Annotated in this window: 10 protein-coding genes; 5 read left to right on the top strand and 5 right to left on the bottom strand. The window is 68.9% G+C overall.

From position 1 onward, the window contains the following. Nucleotides 1–237 precede the first annotated feature (237 nt). Together ACFVH5_RS00375 and ACFVH5_RS00380 are read left to right on the top strand one after the other, a co-directional pair. Entirely contained in the window at nt 238–549 is a 312-nt protein-coding gene (locus tag ACFVH5_RS00375) for a DUF4913 domain-containing protein (RefSeq protein WP_385830831.1), read from the top strand. 153 nt (nt 550–702) lie between these two features. Then, a complete protein-coding gene (locus tag ACFVH5_RS00380; RefSeq protein WP_385830833.1) occupies nt 703–1,083 on the top strand; it encodes a hypothetical protein in 381 nt (126 codons plus the stop codon). A 90-nt stretch (nt 1,084–1,173) separates the two neighbouring features. Here the strand turns inward: ACFVH5_RS00380 and ACFVH5_RS00385 are convergent, their stop codons facing one another. Both ACFVH5_RS00385 and ACFVH5_RS00390 read right to left on the bottom strand, forming a co-directional pair. Continuing rightward, nucleotides 1,174–1,467: a hypothetical protein gene (locus ACFVH5_RS00385; RefSeq protein WP_385830835.1), complete on the bottom strand. Its 294-nt coding sequence runs from the start codon at nt 1,465–1,467 to the stop codon at nt 1,174–1,176. Nucleotides 1,468–1,545: 78 nt separating this feature from the next. Continuing rightward, nucleotides 1,546–2,085: a sigma-70 family RNA polymerase sigma factor gene (locus ACFVH5_RS00390; RefSeq protein ID WP_385830837.1), complete on the bottom strand. Its 540-nt coding sequence runs from the start codon at nt 2,083–2,085 to the stop codon at nt 1,546–1,548. A 251-nt stretch (nt 2,086–2,336) separates the two neighbouring features. On the opposite strand from ACFVH5_RS00390, the gene ACFVH5_RS00395 reads away from it, so the two are divergent. Further along, nucleotides 2,337–3,245 carry a hypothetical protein gene (locus tag ACFVH5_RS00395; protein ID WP_385830839.1) on the top strand — a complete coding sequence of 303 codons (909 nt, stop codon included), beginning with the start codon at nt 2,337–2,339 and terminating at the stop codon, nt 3,243–3,245. Nucleotides 3,246–3,405: 160 nt separating this feature from the next. After that, nucleotides 3,406–6,282, top strand: coding sequence for a BTAD domain-containing putative transcriptional regulator (locus ACFVH5_RS00400; RefSeq protein ID WP_385830841.1), 2,877 nt, complete (start codon nt 3,406–3,408; stop codon nt 6,280–6,282). 57 nt (nt 6,283–6,339) lie between these two features. On the opposite strand, the gene ACFVH5_RS00405 is transcribed toward ACFVH5_RS00400, so the two are convergent. The 3 genes from ACFVH5_RS00405 to ACFVH5_RS00415 form a co-directional block, all read right to left on the bottom strand. Further along, complete coding sequence (locus tag ACFVH5_RS00405) at nt 6,340–7,284, bottom strand: hypothetical protein (protein ID WP_385830843.1); 945 nt, start codon at nt 7,282–7,284, stop codon at nt 6,340–6,342. A gap of 160 nt (nt 7,285–7,444) precedes the next feature. After that, nucleotides 7,445–8,914 (bottom strand): hypothetical protein, encoded by a 1,470-nt coding sequence (locus ACFVH5_RS00410; protein WP_385830845.1) that lies wholly within the window; start codon nt 8,912–8,914, stop codon nt 7,445–7,447. A 2,328-nt stretch (nt 8,915–11,242) separates the two neighbouring features. Then, nucleotides 11,243–12,082: a hypothetical protein gene (locus ACFVH5_RS00415; protein ID WP_385830847.1), complete on the bottom strand. Its 840-nt coding sequence runs from the start codon at nt 12,080–12,082 to the stop codon at nt 11,243–11,245. A 132-nt stretch (nt 12,083–12,214) separates the two neighbouring features. Between ACFVH5_RS00415 and ACFVH5_RS00420 the strand changes: the two genes are divergently transcribed. Then, nucleotides 12,215–13,425, top strand: a protein-coding gene (locus ACFVH5_RS00420) for an IS3 family transposase (protein WP_385830849.1) whose coding sequence is annotated in 2 segments (ribosomal slippage) — nt 12,215–12,497 and nt 12,497–13,425 — 1,212 coding nt in all. Because the reading frame shifts where the segments join, the coding sequence is not laid out codon by codon here. The last annotated feature ends 91 nt before the right edge of the window (nt 13,426–13,516 follow it).

Here is a 13,516-nt window from a genome sequence, read left to right on the forward strand (position 1 = left end):
GGGAACCCGGTGACGGCGACCGCCCCGGTCCCACGGGCCGGTCCGCACACCGAGAACCCTCCGGTAGCAGACCCGGCGGAGCCGGCGCCTACGGTCCCGGAACGCGAAGAGCCCGGGCCCTCGCCACCTGTGCCCTCGCAATCCGTGCCCGATGCTCCACCCCCCTCGGACGCTCCGCCGCCTCCCGGCACCCCGCCCTTCGTCCTCTACAAGTCCGGGGGAGAGTTCGGTTCGGCCGTGTCCGATCTCGCGGTCTGGGTGCACGGCCTGCTGCTCCCCGTCTACGGCCGCGAGATCTCCTCCACCGCACCCTGGTGCCCCCGCTGGTACGAGCACATGGAGGCCGTAGCGCAGTTGTACGGCCTGTGGATGGCCTGGCAGGACCTCACCGGTTCCGGTTCCCCGATGACCGGCCCCGCGATGTGGCACCGGGACCACCTGAGCCCGGTGATGAACTCGCTGCGCGCCCCCTCCGGCGTCTTCGCGGGCTGCAAGCCGGGCCAGCACCGCCCCAAGGAGCCACCGCCGATCGACGACCCGGCCGCCTGACGGCGTCCTGCCGGGTGGGATCGGGAGATCGGCGGTGCGGCTGGGTATCCCGGAGGGTACGGTCAAGTCCCGTGCTCATCATGCGTTGAAGGCGTTGCGCAAGGTGTGTGCGGGCAGGTCGGGCAGTGACGTTCAGTTTCGGAAGGTGGCAGTGTGACGACGCGGGAGCACTCCCATGACGGGCTTCTCGGCGCGCATGTGCTGGGCCTTCTCGATGCCGGTGAGCGGTCCGGGCTGGAGGAACAGATCGAGGCGTGCGAGGTATGCCGAGTGGAGCTGGCTGATCTGAGGGCGCTGGAGGCCGAACTCGGTGAGGTGCCGCCCGAGTTCTTCCTGGAGGGTCCGCCTGAGGACGGTGATCTGCTGCTCCGGCGGACGTTGCGCCAGGCGCGTGAGGAGGAGGCCGTCAGTCAGCGGCGCCGGGGTGTGCTGGTGGGTCTTGCCGCAGCGGTCCTCGCGGGGGCCCTGCTCGGCGCCGGGTATGTCACAGGCCGGGCGCGCACCTGGTGGAACGGCGGAGAGAGCAGGTCCTAGGGGCGAGGTACGGGCGCGGGGCTACGGGTTCGGCCCGGCCCGTGCGGTCGGGGCCAGGCCGCGGTCGCGTCGTCCGCCGGTGCCGGACACTCAGTGGTCCGTGGCGTCGGTCAACAGCTCGTGGTGCGCGGCGATCCGTTCCCTGAGGACGACCGCGGCCAGGCGGGGCGACAGCCGGAGCATGAACTGCTCCTCGGCCTGCCGCAGTACATCCGAGACCAGGACCACACGTTCGCGGCGCCGCACCGCGTGCCGGACCGTGGCCTCGGCGGCGGCTCGGGCCCGTCGCCAGTCGTGCACCGAGGCGGAGAGGGCGAGGTGGTTCTCGCGAAAGGCTGCCACACGGCGGCGGAGCAACAGCTCCATGATTTCTGTCCATTGCATGCGGTACATATATGAACCAACGGTTCCGGACCCGATTCGGGTCAGTACGCGGCGCACATTTTTTCGCACCGTCACACGTCACTCGGCGGCAAGCCTGTTCCGCAGGGAATTGAGCGCGTAATGATGCCGGGATTTCACGGTGCCGACCGGTATCCCGATCAGGTCGGCGGTTTCCCGCACGCTGTGTTCCAGCACGTAGAGGTGGAGGACGACCTCCCGGTGCTCAGGGGAGAGGTCGTGCAGCAGAGCGAGGGTGTGCATGGAGGTAGCGACAGACTCGGCGTGGTCCGGCAGTGTCCTTTCCGGGTAACCCGTACCGAACAGTTCGTCCGAGCCCACCAGTTCGTTGCGCGCCATGGAACTTCGTGACCGGTCGATGATCAGGCGGCGGGTCACCGTCAGCAGCCAGCCGCGGATGGAGCCGGCGGTGGAGAACAGCCGTTCCGTGTGCGGCCAGGCCCGGATGAACGCTTCCTGGGCGATGTCCTCCGCGAGATGCCGGTCCCGGAGAATCTTCGCCGCGTAGGCGATGACGGCGGGGGAGTGTTCGGCCATCAGGGCGTCCAGCAGATCCGCAGGTGGCTCGGGTCTTGCGAGTGTCGTATCAGACGTATTCATCGTGCATCGGGTTTCTGGGGAGAAAAGGCGGCGACGGCCGCGTCAGGCGGTCGCCATTGCACGATCAAGGCAACCAGCGACCTGTATATGTCCCGTTGACGACCTGTCTATGGATCGTGCGCATGGGCCTCGAACCCCACTTCATGGGCCGTGCACGCCCCGTCCTGAACCCGGCTGGGCATCTCGCCGTAGCACTCGATGAGCCCTGGGGCGCCCCGGGCCGAAGAGAGTTCCCCAGGGAGGGGAGGGGCATGACCTCCGCAGCCGAGTTCGCCGATGTTCTGTACGCGTACAGCCGTCGTTCCGGCAGGTTCACCGCGGTGGACCTGTTTTCCATCAAGTCCGAGGTGCCACAGAACCTCAAGTTCTACATCTCTCAGTATCTGGTCGATCGTCTGGGTGAGGAAAGTCGAAAATCTTCCTTCATGGCCAGAATGGTGCGGCCCGCCGGCCGGGCGTCTTCCCGATTTCATGTGCAAGCGAACCGAATGATGGGCGAGTACGACGTGCATCGCGAATTTGCCGCTGCCTACCGGGAATTCAGCAGAAAGGTCGCGGAGTGCCAGGGGGAGATCGGTGCGGCGGGACGGGAGCAGTATGCCCGGAGAGAGGGCTTGACAGGTCAGCGTCCCGCGGTGGAATCGCATGGGTCGTACCGGCCCGGTTTCCTGGAGCATCTGGGGTCTGCCGTCAATCGGCTGGAATCCGCTCACGTCGGTTCGCTGAGGAAACAGGACGAGGTGAGGGCGCGCGTCCGCGAGGTACTGGGCGGGAGTCAGGATCTGGCCGCGATCCGCAATCTCACCACCCAACTGACGCAGCAGACACAGAACCTGGACGGCGCCTTGCGGAGAATGCGCCGGTCGGTGCAGGAAGCGCGCGATCGATTCCCCGAAGGGAAACCGAGCGCGAGCGACAGAGGGCTGTTGCGGGGGGAACGGCCTACGCAGCCGAACCCCGCGGACGCCGGCGCGGGAACGGCGAGAGCTGCGGCCTGGAGAGCCGCTTTGCCCGCGAAGGCGCCCTCGTCCACCAGCGCCCCCTCGTCCCACGCGGCGCCCCTGTCCGATCGGGCTCGCCGCACTCTGCGGACGGGCCCGTCCGCGGCCCCCTACCGTCCGCCCCACGACCCGTTCCGTCCCACAGGGCAGATCCGCTGATCGCGGTCCCGCCGTGTCGTTCCCGGCCCCACCCGTCCCTCGGTTCGAGGACAATCCCCCCTTGAGACACTGGAGACCGCTCACGGACGACGCGCCCGCACACAACGCGCACTGACAATGGGGAAAGGCCTCGACGTTGGAACAGCCATTACGCTTCTCGGTGCTGAGCCCGGTCCGGGCCTGGCGCGGCGGGACCGAGATTCCGCTCGGCCCGCCGCAGCAGCGCGTCGTGCTCGCCGAGCTACTGCTGGCGGAGGGCACGCAGGTCTCGTCTGCCGCGCTGTCCGAAGCCCTGTGGGGTCCCGACGCGCCCGCCTCCGCCTCGGCCGTCGTGCGCGGTTACATCCACCACCTACGCAAGGTCCTCGACCCTGGTACGGACCCCGCGGTCTCCCTGATCCGATCCATCGGTGACGGCTATCAGCTGTGCTCCGCGGTCGAGTTGGACCTGTTCCGCTTCCGGGAACTGAGCGCCCTGGCCGAACGGGCGCGCGGCGAAGGCGACCTCGCGGGCATGGTGAAGCTCCTCAGGGAGGCGACGGACCTCTGGCACGGCACCGCGCTGGCCGGACTCCGCGGCGCCCACGCCCAGCGGCAGCGCCACCGCCTCACCGAACTGTGGCTGTCCGCGACCGCGGCCCGCCTCACCGCCGAACTCGACCTCGGAGCCACCGCGGAGGCCGCCGCCGAACTGGCCGAACTCGTGGCCGCACACCCCCTGGACGAGCGGTTCCGCGAACTGCTCATGCTGGCCTACTACCGTTCCGGCCGGCAGGCCGCCGCCCTGGACACCTACCAGGAGGCACGGACCCTGCTCGCCGAGGAACTGGGCGTCAACCCCGGCCAGGCCCTGCGGACCCTCCATCAGCGCATCCTCCGCGCCGACCCCGGCCTCCTCGACCCGCCGCCGCCCGCACCCGCACCGACGCCCCCGCCCACACCGACCACCACTCCCGTCCCCTCCCAACTACCTCCGTCGCTGCCGGGGTTCGTCGGCCGGGAGAGCGAACTCGCCCGAGCGACGGCCCTGTCCGCGGACGGCGCCGTCGTCGTCAGCGCCGTCGCGGGCACGGCGGGCGTCGGCAAGACCACGCTCGCCGTGCACTGGGCCCACCGCGTCGCCGACCGCTTCCCCGACGGACGGCTCTACCTGAACCTGCGCGGTTTCGACCCGGTCGGTGTGCCCGTCGCCCCCGAACACGCCCTGCGCACCCTGCTGGCCTCCCTCGGCGCCGACCTGCGCGCCCTGCCCCAGGACCTCGACGCCCTCACCGCCGCCTACCGCACCCACATCGCGGGCCGCAGACTGCTCCTCCTCCTCGACAACGCCCGCGACGCCGCCCAGGTACGCCCGCTACTGCCCGGAACCCCCGGCTGCCTGGCCATCGTCACCAGCCGCAACCAGCTCGCCGGCCTCGTCGCCGTCGACGGCGCCCACCCCCTCCACCTCGACGTCCTCACCCCCGCCGAGGCGCGCGACCTGCTCGCCCGACGCCTCGGCGCCGCCCGCGTGGAAGCCGAACCGGAGGCCGTCGACGAGATCATCGCCCGCTGCGTCCGCCTCCCGCTCGCCCTCGCCGTCACCGCCGCCCGCGCGGCCACTCGCCCCGCCTTCCCGCTCGCCACTCTCGCGGCCGAACTCCGCTCCAGCGCCGCCGACATGGATGCTGCGAGCGCCTTGGACGCCTTCGAGGACGAGAGCGACACCGCCGCCGACGTCCGCGCCGTGCTCTCGTGGTCGTACCACGCCCTCACCCCCGAGACGGCCCGCCTGTTCCGCCTCCTCGCCGTGCACCCCGGCCCCGATGTCACCGCGCCCGCGGCCGCGAGCCTCGCCGGCCTCACCCTCGCGCACGCCCGGCGCCTGATCGCCCAACTCGTCCAGGCGCACCTCCTCGACGAGACCGCCCCCGGCCGCTACGCCTCCCACGACCTGCTTCGCGCCTACGCCGCCGAACTCGCCGAATCCGCCGAACCCCCCGCGGAACTGCGGGCCATCCGCCACCGGGTGCTCGACCACTACCTCCACACCGCCCACGGCGCCGCCGCACTCACCAACCGCGCCCGTGTGCTCATCCCCCTCGCCCCGGTGGCCGAGGGGGTGCGCCCCGAGGACTTCGGCGGCGACGCGGCGCAGGCGGCAGCGTGGCTCACCGCCGAACAGGCCGTCCTCATCGCGGCAGTGGCGCAGGCGGCCGCACACCACCACCACACCCACACCTGGCAACTCGCCTGGGCCGTCGCCAACCACTTGCATCTGCGCGGCTTCTGGCAGGACGAGGAGGCCATGCAGCGCGCCGCCCTCGACTCCGCGCGCCGACTGGCCGACCCGGTCGCCGAGGCGTACGCCCATCGCGGCCTCGGCCTGGCCATGGTGGGCCGAGGTCACTTCGGCCAGGCGGCGGCCGAGGCCCGGAAGGCCGTGGAACTCCTGATCGGCGCAGGCGACCAGAGATCCGCCGCCGAGAGCTACCGCACCCTGGCCTGGGCGATGGAACAGAGCGGGGGCCTGGACGCCGCGCTGGAAGCCTCCCGGCGTTCCCTCGAACTGTTCCGTGCCTGCGAGAACCAGGCCACCGACGGAATACGGCTCCGTACGTCGATCGCGTCGGCGCTCAACGCCGTCGGCTGGCACCACGTCCTGCTCGGCCAACACCGTCAGGCGCTCGACCACTGTCGGGAGGCCCTGAGCATGTGCCTGGCACTGGGCGACCACCTCAACGCCGCCCACACCTGGGACAGCATGGGCCACGCCCACCACCACCTGGGCCAGTACGCCGATGCCGTCACCGCTTTCGAACACGCCCTCGACCTGTACCGGCGCCAAGGCGACCTGCCCTGGTTCATCGCGGGCACCCTCACCCGCCTCGGCGACACCCACCGCGGCGCGGGAGACCCGGACGCGGCCCGCGCCGCCTGGACGGAAGCCCTGGCCATCATGGACGACTTGGGCCACGCCGACGCCGAGTCCCTCCGCGACCGGCTGGACCCCGGGTGGCCTGGACCGGACCACCCGGTCGATCACGTCACCGATTGACGAGCGAACCCGTTCCGCCAGTTCGGCCGAGGCCGTCGCAGGCCGCTGCGGCACCGGTCACATGCTTCTGCGGCGCCGCACGTCCTGCGCCGCAGAAGCAGCCGCGGGCCCGGTGACCGAGTCCCGCGAAGGGGCCGACGGCGCGGCCCTGTCCGTGCCGCTCGCCCGTAACGCGGCGGAGGACGCCACCCGTGTGCTCACCGCCTGCCCAGGCCGGGATGCCTCGGCGGACACGGGACCGCCGAGGCGCTGTGACCGTGACCGGGACAGATCCGCCACTGCCGACCGCGTTCGTGCCGGGTACGTCGTCCGACGGGGGGCGGGAGCGACGTCGGCGGTGGCCGTCGTCGTCTGCGCCACGCCTTGAGCGGAACCCTGGCCCGCGCGTCGACTCTCCGAGGACCGCTGCAGGTAGGCACGAACCCCGGCGCCGGCCGCAGCGCCCACCAGAGCGCCGGCCACCACCCCCAGGGGACCACCTGCGGCACCGAGGTATGCGCCGATCGCCGCACCCGCCACCATGTCCGGATGCTCGCGCACGAACTTCGCGGCACCGCTCGCGAGTTTCCTCGCAAGCTGCCATCCGCGCTTGCCCAGGTCGAGCAGACGCCCGGCCGTGCCGCGAGCCGGTGACGGGAGGGCGTCGGCCGCGGGGGCCGGCGGGGTGGGGGAGGAGGCGGTCGGGGCCGATGTCGGTGCAGGAGGCGCAGGGGTGGCGGGCGCCGGAACTGTGGCGTCCTCGCCGAACCGACCGCCCGCGGCGGACGCTACGGCGGCCACGGGGCCGGGCCCGGCCGGGGGAGGGACCTGAGGGCGCGATTCCTCCAGCGGCATGGTGGACGATTCCGCGGCGCGGAAGTGGCGCTGGTTGTCATCCATGACCGTGGCCAGCTGTTCCTCTGAGGGCCAATAGGCCCACCCGTTCATCAGCAGCTTCTCATCGGTCACTGCTGTTCGTCGGCCGTCGGTGGGTTCCTCGCCGGGGCGGGGAAAACTCGGCATCTCGGTCCTCCGTCGATGAATCGTCTCGCGGTTCGGCCGGGCGAACTCATCCATGCTTGGCTGTCGACGTCGCGCGCCCTCACCGATGGCTACGCGCAGCCGCGGTGATCCGGTTCAACGAGGTCGCGGGATCGGAACGTGCTGCGGGGATTCCACATATCTAAGACCCTCTGGTCCGGTTCATTCCGACGACGGCGTCACCTCCTGCCCAGGGTGCCGGGGACCGGGGGTGCGGTGAGGCGGGGGAACTCCGGGTGCCGTGGACCTGGCGGCGGGCCGCTTCGGCGATGCTCCGTGCAGCCGCGCTCCGAGCCGACGGGGAGCGGAGAGGGGCCGCGCGGGTCGTGAGGGCGTGTGCCTCACGGGCCAGCGCAGAGGTCCAGGCGTCGTCGCGAAGGCGGGAGACGAAGCTTGCCACCTTCGCCCGCCGGGACTGTGCCTCGGGTTCGGTGCCTTGTGCCGGACCTCGGAACCAGCCGCGCGCTGGCGGTGTGCTCCTCTCCGCGACGGCTTGCCGGGCGTCGAAGTGGGCCATGACGCGCCGGGTGCTTTCATGGTCGTCGCGGATGCCCTCGGCGGTCTGGGCCAGTTGCCTCGTATCGGCGACCCCTCGCAGGGCCTGTGCGTCGCGCTCCGCCTGCATCCTCACCAGGTCGAACGACGACTTGAGCAGGAGATCGGGTGCGCTCCGGCCCAACTTGGCGACATAGTCCCGTTCCACGCGTCGCAACGTCTCCAGACGGTCCTCCACCGTGCGCAGGTAGTGCCGCGCCACGTACCGCCATTCCTCGCCCGGTTCGAGTCGGACCGGACGGCTCGTCGTCCTCCGGGTGCGTACGTCGCCGTAGTCCCTGAAGTCGGCGTGGTTCTCCTGGCTGAGGAACTCCCAGCCCTGCCCGCCCCGCCAGAGCAGGTTGGTCGACTCGGGGATCGACTCCGGTCCCAGGCTCTGGTACTCGCCGTCCCCGAACCAGTCCACCGGCCGTTCCGCCGTCCGGAACTGCTCCGCCGCCGCGTGGTTCGACGTCGGGGACTGGTAGTGCCAGGCGGTGAACTCGTCCCGGCCGTCCTCTTTGGTCACGGCGAGGGCGCATCCGTTCATCGCGGCCGTGAAGACGAAGTCCGCGCGGAAGTCCTGCGACGACTCCAGCGGTACGACGGTATGGCCCACGTTCTGTTCCGGGTTCGCCGAACTCCCCTGCAGGTAGGGGACGTAATGCGCCTGGACGTAGTCCTCGGCCGGACCGACCGGGGGCAGGGAGTGCCCCCGGAGCAGTGCGCCGAGCGCCGGGTCGGCACGGAACGCCTCGGCGTACTTCTCCACGGCCGGTGTCAGCACGTAGGCCGGGCTTTCGCGACCGTTTCCCGGCGTCGCGTGCGGTGTCAGGGCGAACCAGTGGCGGTCCTGCTTGTCCATCCAGCGCAGAAAAGCCGCATGATCCATCCCCTTGGCCACCGAGGAAGTCCCCGCACCTCCCGAACTCCTCGCTCGCATGCCGTCCGCCATCCGCAGCAGCACCGTGTTGCTCCGAAGGAACTCCTTCGGAGCTGTGACGAACTCCCGGACCGCCCTCCCGCCGTCCCCCTTGCGCATGCCGATGGTGTCGTGTCGTCCGCTGGGAGTGGTCATGGTCGGTCGGCCTGTTCGCGTCCGTCGGATACTTACTGCCCGGTACGACGGTTGCGCGGCCCACGACGTTCATCGCGGCCGCAGGGCCCCTTCACCGGCCCCAGTGAGCCGGCGGCGCCGGTCAGGTCTCGGGCGTCCTGCAGCGAGCGGCCAGGCGAGGGGCTGCGTCAGCGTCGTGGCGCGGGCGACCCGGTCACGCCGACGCCGAGCACCTTCGTGCCGAACTGGGTCGGCCCGTCGGCACCGCACCCACATCGGCGTTCCTGGCTTCTTCCAGGATTCCCAGGCGCATCCTTCGACTGCTACGAGCGACGAGGACGGGGCATGGTCGACATGGAGGGGAGGTACGTTGGCGAGTAGGTCGCCTCCGTCGATCTGCTGTGATCCCGGCTGGCGTAAGCAGCACCTGGAGTCACCCGGAGCCGCGCATATTCGGCGGCGGAGTACTCAGGGATCCGCTGGTCCGGGAGGTGCTGCTGGCGATTCATCGCCTCCGCTGTAAGGGCCGCAGCCTTCTTCCAAGTACGGGAATTCTGCAATCCGGCATTCCGGAGTGTCTCCGCAAGCTCCGCGGTGACGGTCTCGTTGTGGACATGCGGAGTCGCTTGCGCGTAATTGATCCGCTGATCGACGTAGTTCCTCCACTGGGCATTGAGGTGGGGATCGTTTGCCGCAGTGGTTCGAAGCTTCTCCAGATTCGCATCGACCGCAGTGGTCTGACTTCTGTAGGAAGCTCGAAATTCCGGGCTTTCCACGTCTGGCGGTAGGTGCATGTGCGCGAAGTCGAGATCCCGATCGTTCGGCCTGCTGTAGCCGCGATCGGCCGCGACGTGCAAAGCCTCATGCACGGCCAGGGATCTTCCGGTAGCCGGATTGGGGTGAGTATAGGTTGGATCATACGTGATCTCGTATCCGGTCCCGGTTCGAGACGCTTGAGGTGCTTGCCCGCTCCCGGGCTGTGGCCTCAGTCAGGTATGAGCCAGCGAGCGTGCCGCGTGATCACGATATGCCGCTGTCTCGGAATCCGAACTGTCAGGACTGGAGCGATTTCCTGTATTGCCCGGACGCATTGCCGCGCCGGTTCTGTTCAGCGCGATGCGCTGCATCCGTATCGACTCTTCCATAATGATTACACCGGTTTCCCGTCGAGGCCGCATGAGCTTTCACTCAGCACAACGTCCCGGAGTCCGGAAGGGTTCACCCGACAATGGGGTCCTTTCGTTATCGGTATGAGCTGGCCGGATGCAAGGTGACGACAGCCTGAATGGGGCGGGTGGTCCGGGTGGTCGAGCACCGGAGCTCGCGAGCCGCGTGAAGATCATGAACAGTGCCGGGCAGGTACGGGCGCGGGCGGCGATGGACCTGTGATGGGTTGCGTTCGCCGCCGACCTGTCTGCTTGGCGCGCTCTTTGTCGACCGTGACGCTCCAGGCACTCACACACAGGACGGGGAGCTGCAAAACGACTCTGAGCTGGGCTTTTCCGTGATGTGCTCAGGTCAATGTCTTTTCGGTGACGCATCATGTGGAGTGCGTGGCGATCCTTGAACCGGTGGCGAAGGGCGTCTGACCTGCGGTTTTGTCCGTGCGCGTTATGGGCGGTGTGGGCGTTACGGGCGATATCTTGACGCTGAAATGGCGCTCGTGACGCTCGTTCTGATGGGGTGTCAGGTGTGTTGCGTCGCTGGTCAGGTGGTGTGATGACTGCGGCTGTGAAGCAGGGGAGCCGAGAATTTCGTGGTGCCAAGCGGTCAGGGTTAGTCGCCGGTGCGGACCGCCCAGCAGGTTCTTCGTCTGCTGCGGTACTGCGCTGACAGGCTTCTGGCCTGAACAAAGCCTTGCGGAGCGGGCGGTGTGCGGCTTCGTGGTCCGCGAATGGTCCGGATCTTGAATCCTCGGCCGCATCGGAACAGGGGCTCCCGCGCCGGGGCGGAGACGTGGCATGCCCCGGTTGTTCAGGGCACTCGGCAGGGAGCGCTCGTGCCATCTGGGCCGCTGTCTCGGACAGAACCCGGCGTATAGCCCTGCTCGTCTGCCGCTCTTCATTTCCGCAGGTCGGAGGCCATGTTTTTTGGCTAAACAAACTCCCGGGGTCGAATCTGGGCCGTGCGGGTGAGTGACATCGTGGATGTGTACGCCGAGTATCGTCGCCCCGGTCTGACGTATATGGGGCGGGCCCGGGCGTATCGGCTTCATGTCGCGTACAGAACCCAGCCGGAAGCGAGTTGGTGGTGGGCCTGGACGCGTCGGATGCAGTCGAAAGTATGGTCCGGTGTGTCTCTGCGGATCGGCGGGCCAGCACGGCCATCGACTACGGCATGGGCGCATGTTCAGCAGCCCGCAAAATGCGGAGCCCATGTCAGCAAGATCCCGCTGGCCTCCGCGAGCGACCTCCATCTGGAGTCGTCCGGCTGCTTCTCCAGGACCAGCACAGGACGTATCTTCCCAAAGGTCCTTACACGTTGGAGCTGGTGGGCGTAGTCGAGGACCTGGCCAATTCCCAGCCGAATCTGTTGATCTTCGCTCGCGCCGGTCAGGCTCTTGACCTCAGCGATGAACACGTCGTCGCCTCGCGACCATCCCGCGTCGAACCTGGGAGCGTGGCGAGCATGCCCGCGAAGCTCGATCTGCTGTCGAGCAAGGTGCTCGACCAGTGCTGTGACAGTTGCTTCGTGTGCTTCCGTGCCCTTGTCGAGCTGATCAAGGTCGAGCGCAAGTGCACCAGCTTCGTGCTGGCCGACGCTCCGTCGCTGGAGTGGGCCGCCGAGGATGCCATCCCCAGTCTGAGGCAGTACGAGGACTCGGTCACTGCCGCTCTCAGCTTGTCGCAGCTCTCGGCAACGTGCGGGAAATCGTCCGACGAGGTCCGCGAAGCCGTCCGCGTCCACGACACACACGTGGTAGCCCCGGTCGCGCTCCCACGCTGCACGCACGAGCTTCTGGCTGTACTCCCGGCGCGCGTCGGTCACAACCTGGCTTGCGAGATCACCGTGAACCACAACAGTGATCTTGCGTGAGAAGTCTGGTTTCCACTCCGCCCCGAGCCCATGGGCTATCTCGATGCAGTGTTTTCGGATGGTCCACTCGCCGTCGATGAGCACTTTGCCGGTGAAGCAGAGTGTCTGCCCTCTGAGCGAGCGAACCCAGCCATCGCAGAGCCTGCCGTCCATGATCCCCCTCTTCTGGTCATGATTCTGACGTGTCTCCGTGCCGTCTGGCGTCGGTCGTTGGAAGGGCCCTGACCCTGGAGTTTGGACACCGGAGAGACTTGGATCTTGATGGTCCAGGAGAACGGAGTCCCTGTGGGGATGATGCATTACCCCGCCGAGTTCAAGGCGGACGCGGTCGCGTTGTACCGGTCGCGTCCGGGAGCCACGATCAAGTCGGTCGCCGCCGATCTCGGAGTGAACACCGAGACGCTGCGGAACTGGATCCGGGCCGCCGACGGACGCCGCGCCGGTGCCCACTCCGCCCCCGCGACGGCACCGCAGCCTGCCGGCGACGCGGTTCAGGCGGAGCTGGCCGCCGCGCGCAAGAGGATCCGTGAGCTGGAGGAAGAACGCGACATCCTCCGCAATGCGGCCTGGCATTTCGCGACGGAGACGCGCTGGTGAACCGCTGCCAGTTCGTTGAGGATCACCAGCGCCGATACGGCGTGAAGCGGCTCTGCGACATTCTCGGGATCTCCCGCTCGAGTTTCTACTACTGGCGTCGCACCGCCCCGGCTCGCATGGCCCGCCAGGCCGCCGACGACCGGCTCGCGGCCCGGATACGCAAGGCCCACAAGGAGTCCGACGGGACCTACGGAGCCCTGAGGATCACCGCCGAGCTCCGCGACGAGGGCGGCCGGGCGGTCAACCACAAGCGCGTCGCGAGGATCATGCGGACCATCGGCCTCGAAGGGGTCCGTCTGCGGCGCCGGCACCGCACCACCATCGCCGACCCGGCCACCGCGAAGGCCCCGGACCTGATCGGCCGCGACTTCACCGCGAAGGAGATCAACACCAAGTACGTCGGTGACATCACCTACTTGAGCGTCGGCGGCGGACGATTCTGCTATCTCGCGACAGTGATCGACCTGTGCTCGCGCCGCCTGGCCGGCTGGGCGATCGCCGACCACATGCGCACCGAGCTCGTCATCGACGCCCTCGCCGCCGCGGAAAGGACCCGCGGCAGCCTCAACGGGGCGCTGCTGCACACCGATCACGGAGCCCAGTACACCACCCGGGCCTTCGCCGACGCCTGCCGCCGGGCCGGTGTCCGCCAGAGCATGAGCGCCGTCGGGTCCAGCGCGGACAACGCCGCCGCCGAATCGTTCAACGCCAGCTTCAAAAGGGAGACGTTGAAGGGCAGAAAGGGCTGGTCAAGCGAGCGAGAGGCCCGACTCGACGCCTTCCGCTGGCTCCACCGCTACAACACCCGACGCCGTCATTCCCACCTCGGCCAGCGGGCCCCGATCACCTACGAAATCACCGTCCGCCCAACATCAACTACCTTGACTCGAGCCGCGTAGACGTGTTCAAACTCCGGGGTCAAGGCCCCCGTTGGCTCCGCCCTTTGCTCCGGAGTAGGCGGCCTCCGTACACCACAGCCTCGGCGGCCGC

Source organism: Streptomyces sp. NPDC127119, assembly GCF_042677425.1.
In the GTDB taxonomy this organism is placed as follows: Bacteria; Actinomycetota; Actinomycetes; order Streptomycetales; family Streptomycetaceae; genus Streptomyces.